Here is a 22305-nt window from a genome sequence, read left to right on the forward strand (position 1 = left end):
CGTGCACTTAACACCGAGTGCACGCAGAACTATCAGCACTGGCCGACCGTATTGAAGGGACCAATATAGATGCGCAGTAAGCGGGTATTTCATGCCGTGGATTCCCACACCGAGGGGATGCCCACCAGGGTCATCACCGGAGGTGTGGGAACCATCCCCGGAAAAACCATGGCCGAACGCCGGCAATGGTTCATCGACAACTGCGACGAAGTGCGCACCCTGTTAATGTATGAACCTCGCGGACATGCCTCTATGAGCGGTGCCATCCTGCAGCCACCCACCCGTGACGATGCCGATTATGGAGTCCTTTTCATTGAGGTCTCCGGCCTGCTGCCCATGTGTGGGCACGGCACCATCGGCGTTGCCACGGTGCTGGTGGAAACCGGAATGGTTCCTGTTGTTGAACCGGTCACCACCATCCGGCTCGATACTCCGGCCGGGCTGGTGGTGGCGGAGGTCGCCGTCGAGAATGGTGCGGCCAAGAAGGTCACCATCCGCAACGTCCCCTCCTTCTCGCTCGCCCTGGACCAATCCGTTGAGGTCCCAGGCTTGGGGCAGGTGCACTACGACATGGCGTTCGGCGGGAACTTCTACGCCATCGTGGAACTTGCGCAGCTCGGACTGCCGTTTGAACGCTCGGCCAAGGACCAGCTCTTGTCCGCAGGACTGGCCATCATGGAGGCCATCAACGAAGTCAACCCGCCTGTCCATCCCGAACGGGACGACATCAGCGGCTGCCACCATGTTTACCTCAAGGCACCGGACTCAACGGCAGTCCACTCCCGCCATGCCATGGCCATCTACCCCGGCTGGTTTGACCGTTCACCCTGTGGCACCGGCACGAGCGCCCGCATGGCACAACTGCATGCCCGCGGCGAACTGGCTCTGAACACCGACTTTATTAACGAAAGCTACATCGGAACCCAATTCCTGGGCCGGCTCGTGGAAGAAACGACTGTCGGTGGAATGCCAGCGGTCGTTCCCACCATCACCGGCCGAGCCTGGATAACAGGCACGGCGCAGTACCTGCTGGACCCGGATGACCCATTCCAAGCAGGTTTTCTGCTGTGATCGCCCCCGGACATGACTGTTTCCTCACCGAAGAGGAGACAGCCATGCTCGATGGCAGGCTCGGTCCGGGCACGGCCATGGCCATGCGCATGGTGGTTGCGTTGGCCAAAGTGTTGGACGCCGACAGGCTCATTCCGGTCCACAATGCCCACATTGACAGCTGTCTGTACCACGGTCAGGCGGGGCTGGACTTCGCCCAAAAATTGGTTGACCTCGGCGCTCGTGTGGCAGTTCCCACCACGCTGAATGTCAGCTCCCTTGATCTGATGCACCCGGGCCTCATCCGGCTGCCGCCCGAAGAAGCAGTTCCTGCTAGGGCGCTCATGGACGCATACCGGGCCCTCGGCGCCCGAGCCACCTGGACCTGCGCCCCGTACCAAACCCTCGAGCGGCCAACCTTGGGGGAGGACATTGCCTGGGCGGAATCGAACGCCATTGTATTCGCCAACTCGGTGCTGGGTGCCCGGACCGAACGCTACGGCGACTTCATTGACATCTGCGCTGCCATCACCGGACGCGTACCCCACGCCGGGCTGCATTTGAGTGAGCTGCGGGTGCCTACTCTCGAAATCGACTGCTCGGAACTATCACCGCAGCTGCTGGGGCATGAGGCGGGCTGGGCGGCCCTGGGCGGAGTGATCGGACGAATCGCCGGTTCGCGGATCCCTTTGCTGACCGGAATTGACCCGGCACTGATCGACGAGGACAAGCTCAAGGCCTTCGGGGCGACGGCCGCTTCCTCGGGCGGGCTGGCCCTTTTTCATGTTGCCGGCTTCACCCCCGAGGCGCGAGCCGCCGGCTGGAATAGTGCTCCGGAGCGGGAGATCATCACCGCCGCCATGGTCCGCGGGATCCGTGATGAACTAACGACGGCGGGACCTAGCGACGCGCTCGATACCGTCGCCTTGGGCACGCCGCACTTTTCGCTGAGTGAGTTCGGCAAGCTTGCTGCGCTTGTGGGGGTCCAGCCTTCCTTTGCCAAGAGCTGCACCGTATGGATCTCCACTTCCCGTGAAGTTCTGGGACAGGCGAAGGAGGCAGGTCAGGCGCAGCTGGCCCAGGCTCGCGGCGCGCGGATCGTAGTGGACACCTGCACCTACGTGACCCCGATTCTGGGACCGGAGGAACGTTCCGTCATGACACCATCGGGAAAATGGGCTTGGTACGCGCCCATGAACTTGGGTGTTGAGGTCATCTTTGGCACGCTGGAGGAATGCGTCGCCTCGGCGGTCGCCGGAAAGGTGGTGCGCCATGACTGGCAATGGGAGTGATTCAGTGACAGCAAATGTCCTGGAGATCGAAGGTGTCACCTTGTGTCCGGGGGAGGGCTCCGGGCCTCCCCTCTTCTTGGCGCAACCGCTCTCCTTTTGGGGCGGCGCCGACAGATCCACAGGCATGATCATCGACACCCACCACCCGCAGCACGGAGCCCTGTTAGGTGGCACCGTCCTCATGATGGACGCCTCCCGAGGCTCCAGTTCTTCCTCTTCAGTACTGGCCGAACAGCTCCGGGCCGGAGTGGGACCGGCTGCCATTGTGCTCACGGCTCGCGACGCAATTGTGGCTTTGGGCGTGCTCGCGGCCACCGAACTCTACGGCAACACCACACCAGTGGTGCTGCTCTCAGCGATGGACGCGGCAATTCTTCGCAACAGCCTGCCACACGGGCCAGAGGTGCCGTCACCCGGGCCAGCCCGGGTGACGGTGACGGCACACGCTGACGGTTCTGCCGTCGTCGTACTTCAACTACAAACTCCCAGACAAGGACAATCGTGACCCTGCCCTACTTCGATGCCGAGGCGCTCGCCACCCATCTGACACCTGCCCGCGCGGTCGCTGCGCTGGAGGAGGCGCTCTTGGGCGGACTCGATCCGGAACTCGATTCGCCGCGGCTGTTTGCGCCGCTGGAAGCAGGGGAGTTCCTGCTTATGTCAGCCCAGTCGGCCAGGTATGCCGGGATCAAGGTTGCCACGGTAGCCCCTAGGAATCCGGCCAAGGGTCACCCGAAAATCCAGGGCACGTACCTGCTGCTGGACAGGTCCACCCTGACCCCGCTGGCAGCCATGGACGGGGCCGAACTGACCTTGATCAGGACTCCTGCCGTCACCACTTTGGCCATCAAACACCTGCTCGCGATCCGGGGAGCAGCATCGGCGGGTGTGGTTGCCGTGCTGGGCACCTCGCTGCAGGCGGACAGGCATATCGAGGCGATCCATGCGGTGTGCGGCATTTCTGAGCTGGTGGTTATTGGCCGACGGACCGAGGCTGCCGAAGCCTTGGCGCAGAAATGGGCGGGTAGGGGGATTCCGTCCCGCGCAGGTGTTACGCAGGATGTCGCCACGGCTAACGTGGTGGTGTGTGCAACGTCCTCGGCCACCCCTGTTTTTGACGGCCGGCTGATCGCTGACAACGCTATCGTGGCGGCCATAGGATCGCACGGGCTGGACGCCCGGGAGGTCGATCCGGTCCTTGCGCTACGGGCGGAGGTGGTGGTGGAGGGTGTTGCCTCGGCACTTCGAGAGGCTGGAGATCTGATCCCGGCGCGGTCCGCAGCGCAGTGGAAAGAACGTGGTTTGTGCACCCTATCGGAGCTCGTGGCGGGACGATTCGCGCCCGTTGCAGGGAAGCCGTTGCTGTACACAGGCGTGGGCATGTCCTGGGAAGACATCGTGGTTGCCGGGCGGGCTTTTGAGATACTCCACGATTCCGATGCCAAAGTACACTAAAATTTCATATTGCAGTGCAACATTGCGCTGACACCAAGTGCCTCTGGGGAGATGGAGTGGGTATGGACCCGCAAGGAACATCGCATCTGACAGTCGTCAAAAAGAATATTAGCCTGCGTGAGACGGTGACTCAGGCGCTGCGTGCAGCCGTGATTTCCGGTGAAATGAAGCCCGGTGAGGTCTATTCTGCGCCTACGCTCGGGAAGCGATTTGGGGTATCTCCGACTCCTGTCCGTGAGGCGATGCTGGACTTGGCCAAGGAAGGCCTAGTCATTTCATTGCCCAACAAGGGGTTCCGGGTCACGGAAGTCTCTGATGAAGACTTAGATGACATCGCCGCACTTCGCCTGCTGATCGAGCCGCCCACTGTCAAGGAAGTTACGCCCTTGATCGATGGCGTTGGTTTGGCCCGCCTGCGCGAGATGGCTGCTGACATTGTTGACTATGCCGGTAACAGTGATCTGATCGGCTACACCGAGGCGGATATGAAATTCCATCTGGCCATCTTGGAGTACAGCGGCAACCGCAGGCTGGTGTCCCTCATTGCCGATCTGCGCTCTCACACCCGCCTGCTCGGCTTGGCCCCGCTGGCTGCCAGCGGCAAGTTGCGAGAGATGGCGTTGGAACATATTGAACTCGTTGACCTGATTGAGGCCGGCAAGGCCGAGGAAGCGCAAGAGCTCATGAAAGTGCACATCGGCCACGTTCGATCGGAATGGGCCCAACAGTAGTGCTCCGTTGAAGCAGGGCCTGCAGTGATTTGGGCCCTGCATCATGGGTCACATGTTTCTCTTTGTGATAGGCCTGTGCCCTTGATCCGACCATTTTTGAGTGCGCAAAAGATGGCGAAAATTTATGACTAGAGACCCTATCAACAAGCAGTAACATGTGACATACTACTGTCATGAATCTTCCCCGTACCGCCGACGTTGTGGTCATCGGCGCGGGTGCCGTTGGCGCGGCGTGCGCCTACTACGCTGCACGTGCCGGCTTGAAAGTAGCTGTCGTGGAGCAAGGTGCCATTGCCTCGGGGACCTCGAGTGCCTGCGAAGGCAACATCTTGGTCTCAGACAAAGAGGCCGGAGCCGAACTGACCCTGGCCCAGTATTCGCAGGAATTGTGGCGGGGCGACTTGGCCGAATATTCAGGGCTGTGGGAGTTTGAATCCAAAGGTGGGCTGGTGGTTTCTGCCCAGTTAGGAACGCAAGAAAATTTGGCCCGGCTTGCCCAACGCCAGCGCTCCGCCGGGATTGGTGTGGACCTGCTCTCCGGCGCCGAGCTGCTGGAGCGTGAACCCAACCTTAATCCGGCGATGGCAGGCGGGGCTTTTTATCCTCAGGATGCGCAGGTCCAGCCCATGCTCGTGGTGGCGCACCTGCTCAGACTTGCCCGCGGGATGGGCGCTACCGTTCACCCGCTAACGGCCGTCACCGGGTTCCTGCGCAGCGGCGATTCCGTCACCGGGGTGATCACTAGCAAGGGCGCCATCACAGCTCCCGCTGTAGTCAACGCCGCCGGTACCTGGGGCGGGGCCGTCGCCGAGCTGGCTCGTGTGCAGGTGCCCGTTCTGCCCCGTAAGGGTTACATCATGGTCACCGAGCCGCTGCCGGTCTTGGTGCACCACAAGGTTTACGCTGCGGAGTACGTGGACAACGTGGCCAGCTCCGACGCCGGACTGCAAACATCCCCGGTGATCGAGGGGACCGACGGAGGGACCATCCTGATCGGTTCAAGCCGGGAACGCGTGGGATTTGATAAGCACTTTGAGGTGCGGGTGTTGGCCGAAATGGCGCGAAAGGCCATTGCCCTATTCCCGTTCCTCTCGGAAGTGAAGGCGCTGCGAAGCTACTTTGGCTTCCGCCCCTACGCTCCAGACCACCTGCCAGTCATTGGCCCTGATCCACGAGCTCCCGGACTATGGCATGCCTGCGGGCACGAAGGAGCTGGCATTGGGCTCAGTGTAGGCACCGGAGCCTTGATCGCGGCATCACTGACGGGGTCCGAGCTGGCTATGGACCTTGCCCCATTTGCTCCGGAACGCTTTGAATCACACACCACTGCGGAGAACGCACATGCCTGAAATTAGACTGACACTCGACGGCGTGCCCGTCACGGCCCGGCCCGGCCAAACTGTGGGTGCTGTCCTCACCGAGGCCGGGATCACCAGCTGGCGCACCACTCGAAAAGAGGGCCGTCCCCGGGGCCTGTTCTGTGGCATCGGCATCTGCTTTGACTGCTTGGTGACGGCCGACGGCGTCCCTAACCAGCGAGCCTGCCTCACCCCTGCCCGTGACGGCATGGCCTTGGAAACCGGTCGCCTGACGCCGGAAAATGCAGTGGCCGCCGGAGTGGCTCCCGCGGCGGAAACCGCAGCGGATCTCACGGCAGACGAGGTGAAGAGCCATGATGTTTGACGTGGCAGTGGTTGGTGCTGGCCCCGCGGGACTGGCTGCCGCCGTGCACGCAGCGGAGGCTGGGCTGTCAGTGGTTCTCATTGATGCCGGACATCAGCCTGGCGGCCAATTCTGGCGCCATGCGGATGAGAACGCCAGCTCGGCAACGGGCCATCGAGAAACGGCCAGTTCAACTCCTGCCGAAAAGTCTGCGGAGGGGGAGGGACACCACGATTGGAAGCGCTTCTCCCAGCTTCGGGCCAGACTCTACTCTGCCGAAGAGTCCGGTGCAGTGGCCTATTGGCGCAATACCCAGGTCTGGCTCATTGAAGGTAGCGCGCGTGAAGACCAAGTTCCTGAAGGCACAGCCCGCCGGAGTCGATGCACCACCCTGCGGCTGACGCCGACCTTTGACGACGCAGCTGCTCCTGACGACGGCAGCGATACCAGCAGCCTGACTGACAGCGGTACAAGTAGTCCTGCTGCTAGCGTGCCGGATCTGGTCCGGGCCACTCATGTCATCCTGTGCCCCGGAGGCTACGACCGGCAGCTACCCGTACCCGGCTGGGAGCTGCCAGGCGTCATGGCTGCCGGCGGGGTCCAAGCCCTCCTCAAGGGCAGCGGAACAGCGGCGGGAAGTGTCGCCGTCGTGGGTGGAACAGGGCCGTTCCTGCTCCCTGTCGCCACCGGGCTGGCGAAGGCTGGCGTGAAAGTGGCAGCTATCTGCGAGGCCAATAGCCCCCTTGGATGGCTGCGCCAGGGCGCAGGCGCCATCAGAGCACCTGAAAAGGCCGGCGAAGGGCTTGAGTACGCGGCCGCACTGGCCAGGCATCGCATTCCATACAAGGTGCGCACGGCGGTGACCAGCATTCATGGCACCGACCGTGTGGAGGCTGTGACCATCTCGAAGGTGGGCTCCAACGGTTCTCCCGTTCCGGGCTCCGGACGGCGGATCGCGTGCGATCTGGTCGCCCTCGGGTGGGGCTTCAGCGCCCAGCTCGAACTCGTCATGGCGGCGGGTGCCGAGACGGAGATAGACGTGGATGGCTCCCTGGTGGCGATAGTCGATGAGCGGATGATGTCCACAGTTCTCGGGGTCAGCGTGGCCGGAGAAGCAACAGGCGTAGGCGGGGCCGCCATGGCCGTCACGGAAGGCGAGCTGGCCGCCTTATGCGTGGCTGCCATGAACGCTGCCATGGACGCCACTTCTACCGAGGACTCACAACGTGCCGCCCGCATCGCCTGGCTGACGAAAGACCGGGCACGGCTGCGGGCCTTCGCTGTTGCGATGCACCGGGCCAACCCAGTCCCGGCCCGCTGGCATGAATGGCTGACGCCGGAGACCACCGTGTGCCGTTGCGAAGAAGTCAGCTACGGCTCCCTATGCGAGGCTCACGAACAGTTGGGAGCAGATGACGCTCGCAGCCTCAAATCCTTCGCTCGTCCCGGCATGGGGTGGTGCCAAGGACGAGTCTGTGGCTATGCCACCGCAGATATTGCGGCACACCTTGCCGCCCGGCCTCTGGAAGCTGACGACCTGCGCGCCATGTCCAAACGCTCACTGGCAGCACCCATCTCACTCGGCAAACTCGCCGCCCTTGATTTCACGCCCGACACGACTGACACATCGGGCACACCTGACACATCAGAACCGCCTGACGCTGGTGCCGCAATCCCTCAAGAAAAGGATCACTCCCATGGCAGCAACTGACACAGCACCCACCCCCGGTGCCGAACTGGAAACCATCATGGCTGCGACGGCGGAAGCCGCCCAGCAATGGGGAGCCCGGCCAGCCGCGGACCGGGCAGCAGCCCTACGTGCCATGGCTGATGCACTTGATGGTGCGGCCGAGGAACTCATCCCACTGGCAGGGGAGGAGACGAACTTGCCCCCGGCCCGGCTTGGCGGCGAACTCAAACGCACCACGTTCCAACTCCGGCTCTTCGCCGAAATGCTGGACGAAGGCGGCTACCTTGACGCCCGCATCGACCACGCCGACCCTGCGTGGCCCATGGGTGCCCGCCCCGACATTCGCCGTGTGCTTGAACCGTTGGGACCGGTGGTGGTTTTTGCTGCCAGCAACTTCCCCTTTGCCTTCAGCGTTGCCGGCGGAGACACTTGTTCGGCGCTCGCCGCCGGGTGTTCGGTGGTGCTCAAGGTGCATTCCGGGCATCCGCGGCTCTCTGCTGCAGTTGGCCGTATAGCAGCGGCGGCACTTGATGCCGCAGGTGCACCGGCCGGCTTGCTGCAATTGGTCTTCGGCACCCAGGCAGGGCGCGACGCGCTTCTGGACCCGAGGGTCAAGGCTGGCGCCTTCACCGGTTCCATTCCCGGTGGGCGGGCCCTCTTCGATCTGGCCAATTCGCGTGACGAACCCATCCCGTTCTACGGCGAACTGGGCAGCGTCAACCCGGTCTTCGTGACCCGTGCAGCAGCCCATGAACGTGGCAGCGACATTGCGGCCAACTTCCTGAGCTCCTTCACCATGGGAGCTGGGCAATTCTGCACCAAGCCCGGCATCTTGCTCGTTCCGGCAGATTCCACCATGGTGGAGCAACTGGCAGATGCTGCCCGGCCGGCCCCCGCGAAGTTGCTCAACGATCGCATCCAGTCCGGCTTTGTGGAGTCACTGCAGGAACTGCGCCAACACAAGGACGTCACCGTGCTGGGTGATTCAGAAGACGCCTTTGATTTTCCGCCTGCTCCGTCCCTCACGGCCACCACGGCGGCAGCCCTTCTGGCGGATCCCGAGGGGCTAATCACCGAATGCTTTGGGCCCACGGCCCTCGTGGGGAGCTACACGGATGAGTCGGAGCTGCTTGCCGTGGCCGCAGTCCTGGACGGTCAGCTGACAGCCACCATCCATGGTGAAGACACAGACGTGATTGCTCCCGAGTTGGTGCGCCTGCTCGCCGCCAAGGCAGGCCGAGTGCTCTGGAACCAGTGGCCCACAGGGGTTTCGGTGACGTATGCGCAGCAGCACGGTGGCCCTTACCCCGCCACAACGGCGCCCACCTCCACATCCGTCGGCACCGCGAGCATCAGCAGATTCTTGCGTCCTGTGGCCTACCAAGGCTTGCCCGCCCATTTGCTTCCTGCCGCTCTGCGTGATGACAACCCGCTCGGTGTTCCGCAGCGGATTGACGGCTTGCTGGCCTAGAAATTACCCCGCGCCTGAGGCCACAAAGGTGCCGGCGCGGGGTGTCCCATCTTCGTTCTTGGCCGGAAAATTAAGCCATCATATGGATCAATCGAGTATTATGGCAGAGGTCCCCGTGTTAAACGGGGCCGGTCTCTAGTTCGTACCCGAACTTTTACGCGCAAGTTGGGGATAAGCAAAGGTTTGTCATGGCTCTGAGCGATCTGTTTCCTGGAAACGCCAGTAAAAAACAATTCTTTACTGCTTCTGCAGCCATCGCCGTGGCAGCCGTTGTTGTCACCGGCGCCGTTGTATACCCCGGGTTCACCACGGCTGATGTTGACCTCAATGACGGCAGTGTGTGGGTCACTAACCGTGCCGACGGACTGGTGGGCCACCTCAATGACCAGTCCAAAGTTCTTGACGGTGGATTCGCAGCGACCTCCACCACTTTTGACGTGACGCAGGATGCTGGGAACGTCTTTGTCAAGGGCGACGGCGGCAGCCTCCTTAGCCCTGTCAACGTCCACCTGATGGCCATGGCCTCGGAGACGGGACTCGGCGGCGGCAAGCAAATCTCACAGGGCACCAGCATTGTGTCTTTGACCGATTCCGGCGGGGGCAAGGTCTGGGCCATGGACAACTCCGCCGTCCCGGCATTTAGCGAGAAGACCTCCCCTCCTATCCTCAAGGGCCTGCGCAGTGCCGTCTCCGTCACCGCCCCCGATGACACCATTTTTACTGTTGATGCCGAGGCGGGGGAGCTCATCACCACCACCCTGGATGGCGCCGGCAAGGTCGCCGCTCAGGACCGGGCGCCGGTTGAGGGGTTGGCTGGGAGCAGGGACGTCCAGCTGACTGTCGCCGGTGGCAAAGCCGTTGCTTTCTCTCCGGAGTCCGGCACCTTGTTCCTCCCGGGCGGAAAGAGCGCCACCATTCCCGAGGCAACAGGGGCAGTGCTGGCGCAGCCTACGGCTGACGGAAACTTTGTTGCCGTGGAGACCTCTACGGCCTTGTTCACCGCGCCGCTGGACGGTTCGGCCGTGAAGGTGCTGGAGCTGGGAACCACGGGGAAGGCTGTGGCGCCGGTGGTCCAAAACGGCTGTGTACATGCGGCGTGGTCGGGAGCCAACAAGTATGCGCTCTCCTGCAATGGCGCAGGGGACTTGGTGGACATCCCCAAGGCCTCAGCGAAATCGGAGTTTGTGTTCCGCAAGAACCGCGATGTGGTGGTCCTGAACGACGTCAACACCGGCAATGTCTGGCTCGTCAACCAGAACATGCTGTTGGTCAACAACTGGGATGACCTGAAAACAGATTTGAAGAAGGCAGACAACGCGGACAAGGAATCGGCTGATCCCAACGTGGTCAGCACCCTGCCAGACCGCACCAAACCCAACCGCCCGCCGGAGGCAGCCCCGGACTCCTTTGGTGTGCGTGCCGGGCGGACCACCATCCTGCCGGTCTTGTTCAACGATTCCGACCCGGACGGTGACGTGCTCACGGTGGGGGAGCCCGACGTCGAGCCTTCCCTTGGTGCTGTGACCTCCATCTATGACGGAACTGGGTTGCAAATCACCGTCCCTAACGAGCAAACCGGTTCGGGGACGTTCCAGTATGCGGTCAATGATGGCCGCGATGGAAAGGCCAAGGGCAACGTGGATGTGCGGGTGGTGCCGGAAAGTGAAAACACCGCACCGCGCACCATGCGCAACACCACGCTGGTGGTGGAGCAGGGCCAGACGATGAAGCAGAATGTGCTGACCGACTGGATCGACCCTGACGGTGACGACATATTCCTGAACAGTGCGGTGTCCGACGACGAGTCCGCCGTCATCAAGACCACCCCCGACGGCGAACTGAGCTACACCGACGACGGCGAGAAGCTCGGCATGAAAACCATGACGGTTTCGGTGTCCGACGGCCGCGACATCACGGAAAAACAGCTCAAAGTCAACGTCTTGCCCGCAGGCGGAGTGCCACCGGTGGCGAATGCGGACTTTGTTCGCGCCGTGGCCGGCAAGCCGGTGGTGTTGGCGCCGCTGAAGAACGATCAAGACCCGTCAGGCGGCCAGCTCCGGCTGGCCAGCGTCTCCAGGCTGGCCACTGCAAAAGTTTCCGAAATTGCGGACAATGGCACCGTCACGTTCAGCTCTGACACTGTGGGCGCCGTCTATCTGGAATATCAGGTGACCAACGGGCCCATGAGCGCCACAGGCCTGATCCGCGTAGAGGTAGTGGAAGCCGATCTGCAGGGGTTGCCCGTGGCCGTGAAGGACCTGGTCATGTTGCCCTCCGGTGGATCCGCCCTGGTGGATGTGTTGGGCAACGATTCCGACCCGGCCGGCGGTGTCTTGGTCATCCAGTCTGTTGAACTGCCTGCGGGTTCGCCCGTGGCTGCCAGCATCATTGACCGCAACATCATCAAACTGACTGATCTGCGCGGACTGAAGGACACGCTGGGGATCAAATACACCATCTCCAACGGTGCCGGCAGCGCCACGGGTGAAATCTCAGTGGTGCGTATCCCGGCCCCGGACAAGCAACGAGCGCCGCGCGTGGAACCCGACAAAGCCATTGTGCGCGTTGGCGATGTGGTCAGCATCCCTGTTCTGGCCAATGACACCGACCCCAACGGCGAGGTTTTGAAGGCTCCTGAGGTGGTTGAGGCGCCGGACGGCGAATTTGGCAAGCTCTTCACCGACCAGAACCAGCTGCGCTTCATTGCCGGCCCCACACCCAAGACGGTGCAAGGCGTCTACAAGGTCACGAACAGCTCCGGCCAATTCAACTCGGCCCCGGTGACCATCACCATTGTGGCCGCGGATCCCGAGCACAACCTGCCTCCAGTTCCACAGAACCTCACAGGCCGCGTGATTGCCGGCGACCAAGTGCGCATTCCCGTGCCGCTGAACGCGATTGATCCCGAGGGCGATTCCGTTGAGCTCGTGGGCATCGACAAGGGCCCGGCCCTGGGTACTGCCGAAACGGGCAACGGCTACATCTTCTACACAGCTGGCGGCAGCTCAGCGGGCACAGACACCTTTAGTTACCGCGTGCGGGACAGGCTCGGCGCCGAAGCTGTGGCCCGGGTTGACGTTGGTGTGGCCCCGCCGCTGGAGGTGAACCACCCGCCGGTCACGGAGGATGACTACATTACGATGCGACCGGGGCGCAAGGTCTCCTTGGACGTCATGCTGAACGATTCGGATCCTGACGGCGGCCAGTTGGGTCTGGTTAAGAACGGCTTCAAGGGTTCTGAAGAAATGCAGCCCTCTGTCACGGACAAGGGCAAGGTTCTGGTGACCTCCCCCGCGGCGCCGGGAATTGCCACCATGATGTACACCGTGGCGGACAAGTTCGGCGCCACCGCCACCGGGAACATCCGCATGACAGTGACCCCGGATGCCCCCTTGAAGGCTCCCATTTCCCGCGATGACCGGGTCACTATCAAGCAAATGCTCGGCAAGAACACTGTCGACGTGCCGGTTTTGGAGAATGACGCCGATCCCGACGGTGTCACTGACGACCTTAAGGTCAGCATCCAAGCGGTTGAGGGCATCAAGACGGAGAACGCCTCCGTCACCGGCAGCGGTGCCGTGCGCGTTGTACTGGCCGCGGGTGAGCAGATGATCCCGTACACGGTCACCGACCAAGATGGCCTGAAATCCACGGCCGTCATTTGGGTGCCGGGCCAGGACAAGCAGTATCCGGTCCTCAAGAGCAATAAGGTCATTCGGCTGACAGCCGGAAAAAGCGCCACCATGAAACTTTCCGACTATGTTCAAGTCCGCGAGGGCCGTAAGCCGCGCCTGACCGAGGCGTCCAAGATTTCCCTGGTGGGTGCCGGCAGCGAGAACGTCATTGTTGGCGAGGGCGAGGGCGTCAACTACGCCGCGAACATCTCCTTCTACGGGCCCGGGTCCATCACCTTTGAGGTCACAGACGGTAAGGGCCCGGATGATCCCCAAGGGCTGAAATCCACCCTGACAGTCATGACCCTGGTGGATCCGGCGCCCACCGGCTCTAAGGACGAGAAGAAGAAGGAGGAGAAGAAGAACACGCCTCCTACCTTCACCGGTTCCTCGCTTGAGGTGCCCCAGCAGGAGAAGGTCACGCTCGACGTCGGGCCCCTCGCCTTTGACATTGACCCGGGGGACAAGGAGAAATTCAAGTACGCGTTGTCCGGCAACAAGCCCGGTAACTTTGACGTTGACTTCTCCGGCACCGTGTTGACGGTGACCCAGCGGGACGGCACCAAGGTCGGTGAGACGGCCAGCGTTCAAGTCTCTGTTTCTGACGGGAGCAACGAACCGGTGACGGCCGATGTAGTGCTGCGGGCGACGTCGTCCTCGCTTCCCTTGCCAGTGGCAAACGACGACGTTGTGGCCGACGCCCATGCGGGCCGGGCCGAGACGGTCGAGGTCTTGAATAATGACGTCAACCCGTTCCCGGACACAGCACTGCGGGTGGTGGACACCATGACGGAGACAGGCAGTGCGGGTGTCACAGTCACGCACACGGATGGTGCCGTCACTGTCAACAGCGATGAGGATTACAAAGGCACCGTGGTGGTGCGCTACGTGGTTGAGGACAAGACCAAGGATGATGCGCGCCACGCCACCGGCCGCATCAAGATCACCATCAAGGGCCGCCCGGATGCACCCGCCAAGCCACAGGTCCTGGAGGAACAGGACAATGCTGTGCTGCTGACATGGGACCCGCCGGCGGACAATGGATCGCCCATCACCAAGTACACGGTGGCGTGGGCTGGCGGATCGCAGGACTGTGCCACCAACACGTGCACTATTTCCAAGCTCAAGAATGCCCAGAAGTATCGCTTCACGGTGACGGCCACGAATGATGTGGCTACCTCAACGGCATCGGTTCAGTCCATTGAGGCTATTCCGGACCGCAAGCCGGATGCCCCTGCCGCACCCACCACCAAATTTGGTGACAAGGCCGTGACAGTGGACTGGGTGACGCCCGTGGGAGAGTTCTCCACCGTGACCAAGTTCAACGTGGAGATTTCACCGGTCCCTGCGGGTCAGAACGCCCAACAGACCGGGCTTACAGGGAACTCGTTTACGTGGCCGGGTCTAGAGAACGGTACCGAGTACCAGTTCCGGGTGCAGGCCATCAACAATGCCCCGAAGCCATCAGACTGGGGGCCGTATTCGGCATCCGTGGTTCCTGCAGGCGTGCCGGCCGCACCCAACGCACCCACGGTGCAGGTCTTGGAGCAGGTTGGATCCCAGAACCAGATCTCGGTGCAGTGGAATGAACCGTTCATCAACGGTGCCGCCATCAAGTCCTACACTTTGACGCAGTCCGGCGGCGGTGACGGCGTGAAGACCTATACGCCCACTACGAACAGCCAAACGGTCACAGTGGGCACGTCCACGGCGCCGTACACCTTCACAGTAACGGCCACCAACAAGGCTGGTACCGGTGCGGCCAGCGCCGCCTCAACGCCGCAACGTGCAGTGGGCAAGGTAGCGACCATGGGGACTCCGAGTATCAAGATCACTGGGGACGACGCTGCCGGCGGGCGGGTGATCGTGACTTATGACCCCTTGAATGAGGCACAACGCAACGGCTATGCCGCCAATGAAGTGACATACTGCGTGACCCTTTCCACTTCGGCTGAACAGTGCGGGGTGGCCTCGGGTGCGGTACTGGCATCGCCCAACGGTGCCGGGGTCTTCGCCACCGTTCGGGCGAGAGCAGCGGCTGGTGGACAGAGCTCAGTGGGAGATGCATCGCCGGCCTCTGCGACTGTTGTTCCGCACGGTGTGCCAGGTTCAGCGAAGGTGTCGGGCTCCAACGGCGCCCAGGACTCCCAAAATGTGTCCTACTCATGGTCTTACCCAACCGGTGCCGTAGATGCAAAGTCCATTGAGGTGAAAGTAGGTACCGGTGGCTGGACTGCCAAATCCGGCAACGGCAGCGACACCCACAACACTGGCGGCTTCAGCACCTCGGTGACCATCAAGGTCCGGGCCAAGAACTCGATAGGACAATACGGAGCTGTAGACTCCGTGACTCTCAAGAGCGGAGCCAAGACTCCTCCACCGCCTGTCACGTTTGTCATTGTCAAGGAGGACATCTGGCATTCCTGCACCCAGGGTCCGGGAGAGGGCGACAATTACCAGACCGGCCCTATCCGATGCGATGGCACTCCGTCAGTGGCTGGAAATACGAATATGGGAGGTAAGTGGTTGGACCGTGCAGACGGCTGGGTTAAGGTGTCCGGCTGCGGCCCCGGCTACTACAGTAATTGGTATCAGATAGCGGACGGCCAGCATCATGCTGGCCGCTGGGTCCGTGGTGGTTCACGTGACAAGAACACGGTGGATGTACGCGACGAAAACGGCGGAAACATACGCTGCTAGGCCCCACGCCCTCCCAAAGCTCGTGCCTCGCTTCGGGGCCCTCGGGTGCGTGGGCCCACCACCCTGCCGGCGTGTAGCCGCTAGCGCGATTTCCGGGGAACCTGGCGAGCGTGGGCCCACCACGACCTCCCGACATGATGCCGCTGGCCAGTGGGCCCAATCGGTGGGGGAGCACTTCCACTAGGGGAGTGCTCCCCATTGCCGTATTCGGATATCTACTGGAAGCTGAAAGAGTCACAGGTATTGACCCGCCGAGATTAATCCATTCGGCGTATAATATTCTCTGGTGCCGCTTCCACTGGAGGATGGCCCATATTTTTTGCAACACATGAAGTCGCACGGGCAGTTAATCTTTTGGAGTTTCGCACATGGCATTGCAGTCGCTTACAGGACGATCACTGCGCAAGAAGGATGTCCTGGGGATCTCCGGAACCATCGTGCTGGCGGCCTCCTTGGTCACTGGTGCCATTGTCTACCCCGGATTCACCACTGCAGATGTTGAGCTCAATGACGGCAGCGTCTGGGTCACCAACCGTGCCGACGGCCTGGTAGGTCACCTCAATGACCAGTCCAAAGTCCTCGACGGCGGGTTCGCTGCAACCTCCACCACCTTCGATGTGGTGCAGGATGCGGGCAATGTGTTCATGAGTGGCGACGGCGGCAGCCTCTTAAATCCAGTCAATGTCCCCATGATGGCCATGGCCTCGGAGACTAATGTCGGCGGTGGCAAGGCGAGCTCGCAGGGGACCAGTATTGTCACGCTCACGGATTCCGGACAGGGTAAGGTCTGGGCCATGGGCAACCAGGAAGTGCCCGGTTTCAGCGATAAGACCACGCTCCCCATCCTCAAGGGCCTGCGCAGCGCCGTCTCCGTCACGGCCCCCGATGACACCATTTTTACTGTCGATGCCGAGGCGGGGGAGCTCATCACGACAACTCTGAACGGTGCCGGCAAGGTCGCCTCTCAAGACCGCGCCACGGTTGAGGGGCTGGCTGGGACAAAAGACGTGCAGCTCACGGTGGCCGGTGGCAAGCCGGTCCTCTTCTCGCCTGAGTCCGGCTCACTGTTCCTCCCCGGAGGAAAGAGCGTGAAGGTTCCTGATTCCAAGGGCGCCTTACTGGCGCAGCCCACGGACGACGGCAACTTTGTGGCGCTGGAGACCGGCACGGCCCTCTTTACTCAACCGTTGGACGGCGGTTCTGCAATGGTTCTGCAGCTCGGAACCACCGGCAAGCCCGTGGCACCGGTCATTCAAAATGGGTGTGTTCACGCTGCGTGGTCGGGCGCCAACAAGTACGTGCTCTCCTGCGCCGGTGCGGGAGACGTGGTAGAGATCCCCAAAGCCTCAGCAAACTCCGAGTTCGTGTTCCGCAAGAACCGCGACGTGGTGGTCCTGAACGACGTCAACACCGGCAATGTGTGGCTCGTCAACCAGAACATGCTGCTAGTCAATAACTGGGACGACCTCAAGACGGACCTGAAAAAGGCAGACAACGCCGAGAAGGAATCGGCGGATCCCAACGTGGTCAGCACCCTGCCGGATCGGACCAAACCCAACCGTCCCCCGGAAGCTGCGCCGGACAGCTTTGGTGTCCGTGCAGGCAAGACCACAATCTTGCCGGTGCTCTTCAATGACTCCGATCCTGATGGTGACGTGCTCACAGTGGAGCCTCCCGCCGTCGACCCTGTCATGGGCGCGGTCCAAACCATCTACGGCGGAACCGGACTCCAGATCAACGTGCCTGCGGATAAAAAGGGCTCGGGAACCTTTGACTACACAGTCAATGACGGCCGTCAGGGCACAACCAAGGGCAACGTGGACGTGCGGATCGTGCCGCCCAGTGAAAACTCGGCACCCAAGGCCATGCGAGATTCCCCCATGGTGGTTGAGCAGGGTCAGACCATGAGCCAAAACGTGCTCACGGACTGGATCGACCCCGACGGGGACGATATTTTCCTCACGGGCGCTGTCTCCGACGATGAGAGTGCCGTCATCAAGACCACGCCCGACGGCGAACTTAAGTACACCGACGACGGTGAAGAAGCCGGCATGAAGTCGATGACCATCACTGTCTCGGACGGTGTTGATAGCACCGAAAAGAAAATCAAGGTCAACGTCAAGACTGCCGGTACCGTGCCCCCTGTTGCCAACGCGGACTTCTTCCGCGCAGTGGTGAATCAGCCTATTGCGCTGGCCCCGCTGCGCAACGACCAAGACCCGTCCGGCGGTTCGCTGCGCCTGGCCAGTGTTTCCAAGGCCGCGAACACCACCATCTCCAAGATTGCTGATAACGGCACCGTCACCTTCACCGCCAGTGCGCCGGGGGAAGTGTACCTGGAGTACCAGGTGACAAATGGGCCCATGAGCGCAACCGGTCTGATCCGGGTCGATGTGGTGCCTGAAAACACTACCGGGTTGCCCGTGGCTGTGAAGGACTTGGCCATGTTGCCGGCCGGCGGATCGGTGTTGGTGGATGTGCTGGGCAATGACATGGATCCGGCCGGGGGAGTTTTGGTCATCCAGTCAGTGGATGTCCCCGGCGGATCTCCGGTCTCGGCCACCATCATTGAACGTAACGTCATCAAGCTCGCCGACGTGCGCGGGCTGACCGGCTCCATGAGCATCAAATACACCATCTCCAACGGCGCCGGCAGTGCCGTCGGCGAGATCTCGATCATCCGTATTCCTGCTCCAGATAAGTGGCTGGCGCCGCGCGTGGAACCCGACACCGCCATTGTCCGGGTGGGGGACGTAGTCAGCATTCCCGTGTTGGCCAATGACACGGACCCCAACGGTGAAGTACTGAAATCCCCTGTTGTGGTGGAAGCTCCCGAGGCAAAATTTGGCAAACTCTTCACCGACCAGAACCAGCTGCGCTTGATCGCCGGTCAGACCCCTGGAAAAGTGCAGGGCGTGTACAAGGTCGCCAATAGTTCGGGCCAATTTGGCTCGGCGCCGGTCTCCATCACCGTTGTGGCCGCCGATGCCGAGCACAACCTGCCCCCGGCTCCGAAGAACCTGACCGGGCGCGTTATAGCCGGTGACCAGGTCAAGATCCCTGTCACCCTTAACGGTATTGATCCCGACGGTGATTCCGTGGAGCTGGTGGGCATTGACAAGGCCCCCTCGCTGGGCACCGCCGAAACCGGCAACGGCTACATCTATTACACGGCTGGCGGTAACTCATCTGGAACGGACACCTTTAGCTACCGGGTCCGTGACCGCCTCGGGGCCGAGGCCATTGCTCGTGTGGATGTGGGTGTTGCGCCGCCGCTGACCATGAACCACCCGCCGGTCACCGAAGACGATTTCATCACCATGCGTCCCGGGCGGAAGGTTTCGCTGGATGTTATGCTCAACGACTCCGATCCTGATGGTGGCCTGCTGGGCCTGGTCAAGAACGGTTTCAAAGGTCCTGAAGAAATGCTGCCCACAGTCACGGACAAGGGAAAGGTGTTGGTTACCTCACCGCTGGAACCGGGCACCGCCACCATGATGTACACGGTCGCTGACAAGTTTGGAGCCAAGGCCACCGGCAACATTCGCATGACCGTCACTCCGGAGGCGCCCTTGAAGGCGCCCATTGCCCGCGATGACCGGGTCACAGTGAAGCAAATGTTGGGCAAAAACACTGTGGACGTTCCGGTTTTGGAGAATGACGCCGATCCTGACGGTGTAACTGAGGAACTCAAAGTGGCCGTTGAGTCGGCTCCGGGTACATCGGCGCCCGATGCCTCCGTCACGTCAAAGGGCGCCGTTCGCGTTGTCCTGGCGGCAGGGGCGCAAATGATCCCATACACCATCACTGATCAGGACGGTCTCAAAGCCACTGCCGTGATCTGGGTTCCAGGCCTGGACAAGCAGTACCCCGTGCTCAAGAGCCAGAATGTCATCCGCTTGACCGCCGGTGAAAGTGCCGTCATGAAGCTCGCGGACTATGTTCAGGTGCGCGAAGGCCGTAAACCGCGTCTGACCGAGGCCTCCAAGATCTCGCTTTTGGGCGCTTCCAATGAGGACGTCATTGCGGGCGACGGCTCAGCCATTAACTACGCCGCCGACATCAAGTTCTACGGGCCCGGCTCCATCACCTTCGAGGTCACTGACGGTTCCGGACCCGATGATCCAGAAGGCCTGAAATCAACGTTGACGGTCATGACACTGGTGGATCCTGCCCCTGTCAAGGAAAAGCCCGCAGACGACAAGAAGGAAGAGAAAAAGAAGGAAGAGGAAAAGAAGAACACGCCTCCCACCTTCACCGGTTCCATGCTGGATGTTCCGCAGCAGGAAACTGCCACCCTTGACGTTGGACCCCTGGCCTTTGATATTGATCCTGGCGACAAAGACAAGTTCAAGTACGCCATGGTGGGCGGTGCCCCCGCCGGCTTCAAGGCAGCGCTGAAGGGCACGGTCTTGACTGTTTCACTCGATGACAACACGAAGGTAGGTGCCGGTGGAACCGTCACGGTGCAGGTTGAGGATGGCAGCAACGATCCTGTTTCAGCCGAGGTTGTGCTGAAGGCCATTTCCTCCTCCGAGCCGCTGGCCGTGGCAAACGAGGACATTGTCCTGGACGCCCACGCCGGCCGTGAAGAAGTCATCAAGGTTCTGGACAATGACGTGAACCCGTTCCCGGGCACGCCCCTGGAAGTGGTGGGCACCTCGATCGAGACCAGCAGCGATGGCATCACCGTCACTAACAAGAAGGATTCCGTCTCCGTCAACACGGCCGACAATTACAAAGGCACCGTGGTGGTGCGTTACATCATTGCGGACAAGACGAAGAACGAGGACCGCTACGCCAATGGCCGCATCCGAATCACCGTCAAGGGCCGCCCGGATGCACCAACCAAACCCCAGATTGTGGAAGAGAAGGACGGGGCTGTTCTGCTGACCTGGGACCCGCCTGCCGACAATGGCGAGCCGATCACCAAGTACACGGTGGCGTGGGCAGGCGGCAGTCAAAACTGTGACACAAACACTTGCACCATCACCGACCTGACCAACACCACGGCATACAAGTTCACCGTCACTGCCACGAACGACGTCGGCACCTCACCGGCGTCGAAGGCTTCCGTCGCTGCCACCCCGGACCGTATGCCCGACGCACCGTTGGCGCCGACAACAGTTTTCGGCGACAAATCCGCTGAGGTCAAATGGGTGACACCTGTTGGTGCGTACTCCGCAGTGACCAAATTCAATGTGGAGATTTCCCCGGCGCCTGCTGGCCAGAACGGCCAGCAGGCCGGTGTTACGGGCAACTCGCTGACGTGGCCCGGGCTGGAGAACGGTACGGAGTACCAATTCCGGGTGCAGGCCATCAACAAGGCCCCCAACCCTTCCGAGTGGGGAGCGTATTCTGCCTCCGTGATCCCGGCAGGTGTGCCAGGCGTTCCGGCTGTGCCCACCGTGCAGACCAACCGCGCCGTGGGCTCCAACAGCCAGGTGAGCGTTTCCTGGTCACAGCCGTTTATCAACGGCGACCCGATTTCCAAGTACGAGGTGCAGCGGTCGGGCGGCGGGCAAGCTCCTGTTAGTCAGACCGTCACCGGGCTGAGCACCACATTCTCGGTGGGCACCTCCACAGAGGGCTACCAGTACCGGGTGCGTGCCACCAACAAGGCAGGGACTACTGCCTGGGGCGGAATGTCGGCTCCGCAACGGGCGTTGGGCAAGATCTCCGGAGTCCCGCAGGCACCAGGGATCACTTTGGTAGGCACTAACGCAGCTGGCGGGCAGGTCAAGGTCACCTATAACGCTCTGGCTCAGAGTCAGCTCAACGGCTATGCCTCCTCTGAGGTGCAGTACTGCGTGACCTTGTCCACGGGTGCTGCCGCTTGCGGCGTACAGAGCGGGGTGGTCATGAACTCTCCGAATGGCTCCAACGTCTACGCCAATGTGTATGCGCAGCCAACTTCCAATGGCAACGACAGGAGCGATTCTTCAGGTGCTTCCGCAACCGTCAACCCGTTCGGTGTCCCGGGTCAGACGGGCGTCAACGGATCCACTGCGCCTCCTGAGCAGAAGACTGTGAGCTGGAATTGGACCACGCCAGCGGCGAATGGCCGGGCCATCACCCGTTACGAAGTCAGCCTCAACAATGCTGGCTGGACCTCGGTGGGTATGAATGGCAGCTACTCCACCGGCACGGCCAACTACAACGATTCCGCCAACCTCAATGTTCGAGCCTGCAACGAGGGAGGCTGCGGCGCGGCTTCAGGAAACGTGACCTCACGTGCTGGCTCGGCACCGCCGCCGCCCGTGACGCAATGGAATATGACGCACAATGTTGGTTCCAGGACCTGCATGGACGAACTGGGCAGCACCCACTGGGTGGGTGGCACATGCAGTAGCTCCACCTACTGGCTCAACCCCGGCGAAACCATCGTCACCAAGTGTTACGTCAACCGAAGCGGTTCCATCCCCGGCAAGTGGTACCGCCAGGACGCTCCAGGGGGAGGAGCCAACGCAGCCAACAACGGCCTGTTTGCCCGCTGGGACTCCTTCAGTGCCGACCAGCGCAACCAGCCGATTCCGGAATGCCCGCAGCCACATGGCTGGTAACGGGCAGTCCGCAGGGA

Annotated in this window: 11 protein-coding genes; all 11 read left to right on the plus strand. The window is 61.7% G+C overall.

Annotation, left to right across the window (positions count from 1 at the left end; all coding sequences use genetic code 11):
- The first annotated feature begins 69 nt into the window (after nt 1-69).
- The 11 genes from CXQ93_RS02500 (at nt 70) to CXQ93_RS02550 (ending at nt 22288) form a co-directional block, all read left to right on the plus strand.
- The gene (locus tag CXQ93_RS02500) at nt 70-1071 is read left to right on the plus strand and encodes a proline racemase family protein (RefSeq protein ID WP_104108881.1); all 1002 of its coding nucleotides are present in this window, start codon (nt 70-72) and stop codon (nt 1069-1071) included.
- A complete protein-coding gene (locus CXQ93_RS02505; protein WP_258068540.1) occupies nt 1068-2342 on the plus strand; it encodes an aconitase X catalytic domain-containing protein in 1275 nt (424 codons plus the stop codon). The genes CXQ93_RS02500 and CXQ93_RS02505 overlap by 4 nt, the downstream gene beginning before the upstream one ends.
- Nucleotides 2323-2847 (plus strand): aconitase X swivel domain-containing protein, encoded by a 525-nt coding sequence (locus tag CXQ93_RS02510; protein ID WP_104108883.1) that lies wholly within the window; start codon nt 2323-2325, stop codon nt 2845-2847. The genes CXQ93_RS02505 and CXQ93_RS02510 overlap by 20 nt, the downstream gene beginning before the upstream one ends.
- Nucleotides 2844-3797: an ornithine cyclodeaminase family protein gene (locus CXQ93_RS02515; protein ID WP_219817312.1), complete on the plus strand. Its 954-nt coding sequence runs from the start codon at nt 2844-2846 to the stop codon at nt 3795-3797. Before CXQ93_RS02510 ends, CXQ93_RS02515 begins: the two co-directional genes overlap by 4 nt.
- 62 nt (nt 3798-3859) lie before the next feature.
- The gene (locus CXQ93_RS02520) at nt 3860-4528 is read left to right on the plus strand and encodes a GntR family transcriptional regulator (RefSeq protein WP_104108885.1); all 669 of its coding nucleotides are present in this window, start codon (nt 3860-3862) and stop codon (nt 4526-4528) included.
- 173 nt (nt 4529-4701) lie between these two features.
- The gene (locus tag CXQ93_RS02525; protein WP_104108886.1) at nt 4702-5877 is read left to right on the plus strand and encodes an FAD-binding oxidoreductase; all 1176 of its coding nucleotides are present in this window, start codon (nt 4702-4704) and stop codon (nt 5875-5877) included.
- Nucleotides 5870-6211 (plus strand): (2Fe-2S)-binding protein, encoded by a 342-nt coding sequence (locus CXQ93_RS02530; protein WP_104108887.1) that lies wholly within the window; start codon nt 5870-5872, stop codon nt 6209-6211. The genes CXQ93_RS02525 and CXQ93_RS02530 overlap by 8 nt, the downstream gene beginning before the upstream one ends.
- Nucleotides 6201-7901, plus strand: coding sequence for an NAD(P)/FAD-dependent oxidoreductase (locus CXQ93_RS21240; protein WP_104108888.1), 1701 nt, complete (start codon nt 6201-6203; stop codon nt 7899-7901). Before CXQ93_RS02530 ends, CXQ93_RS21240 begins: the two co-directional genes overlap by 11 nt.
- Complete coding sequence (locus CXQ93_RS02540; RefSeq protein ID WP_104108889.1) at nt 7888-9351, plus strand: aldehyde dehydrogenase (NADP(+)); 1464 nt, start codon at nt 7888-7890, stop codon at nt 9349-9351. Before CXQ93_RS21240 ends, CXQ93_RS02540 begins: the two co-directional genes overlap by 14 nt.
- Before the next feature lie 188 nt (nt 9352-9539).
- The gene (locus tag CXQ93_RS02545) at nt 9540-15725 is read left to right on the plus strand and encodes an Ig-like domain-containing protein (protein ID WP_104108890.1); all 6186 of its coding nucleotides are present in this window, start codon (nt 9540-9542) and stop codon (nt 15723-15725) included.
- Between the two features lie 368 nt (nt 15726-16093).
- The gene (locus CXQ93_RS02550; protein WP_104108891.1) at nt 16094-22288 is read left to right on the plus strand and encodes an Ig-like domain-containing protein; all 6195 of its coding nucleotides are present in this window, start codon (nt 16094-16096) and stop codon (nt 22286-22288) included.
- The last annotated feature ends 17 nt before the right edge of the window (nt 22289-22305 follow it).

It is taken from the genome of Arthrobacter sp. N199823 (assembly GCF_002929705.1).
In the GTDB taxonomy this organism is placed as follows: Bacteria; Actinomycetota; Actinomycetes; order Actinomycetales; family Micrococcaceae; genus Specibacter.

Excerpts from the sequence above, each read along its gene's own strand:
- CXQ93_RS02500 (WP_104108881.1), top strand. The coding sequence starts at position 70 with ATGCGCAGTAAGCGGGTATTTCATGCCGTGGATTCCCACACCGAGGGG.
- CXQ93_RS02530 (WP_104108887.1), top strand. The coding sequence starts at position 5,870 with ATGCCTGAAATTAGACTGACACTCGACGGCGTGCCCGTCACGGCCCGG.
- CXQ93_RS02540 (WP_104108889.1), top strand. The coding sequence starts at position 7,888 with ATGGCAGCAACTGACACAGCACCCACCCCCGGTGCCGAACTGGAAACC.
- CXQ93_RS21240 (WP_104108888.1), top strand. The coding sequence starts at position 6,201 with ATGATGTTTGACGTGGCAGTGGTTGGTGCTGGCCCCGCGGGACTGGCT.
- CXQ93_RS02550 (WP_104108891.1), top strand. The coding sequence starts at position 16,094 with ATGGCATTGCAGTCGCTTACAGGACGATCACTGCGCAAGAAGGATGTC.
- CXQ93_RS02520 (WP_104108885.1), top strand. The coding sequence starts at position 3,860 with ATGGACCCGCAAGGAACATCGCATCTGACAGTCGTCAAAAAGAATATT.
- CXQ93_RS02545 (WP_104108890.1), top strand. The coding sequence starts at position 9,540 with ATGGCTCTGAGCGATCTGTTTCCTGGAAACGCCAGTAAAAAACAATTC.
- CXQ93_RS02525 (WP_104108886.1), top strand. The coding sequence starts at position 4,702 with ATGAATCTTCCCCGTACCGCCGACGTTGTGGTCATCGGCGCGGGTGCC.
- CXQ93_RS02510 (WP_104108883.1), top strand. The coding sequence starts at position 2,323 with ATGACTGGCAATGGGAGTGATTCAGTGACAGCAAATGTCCTGGAGATC.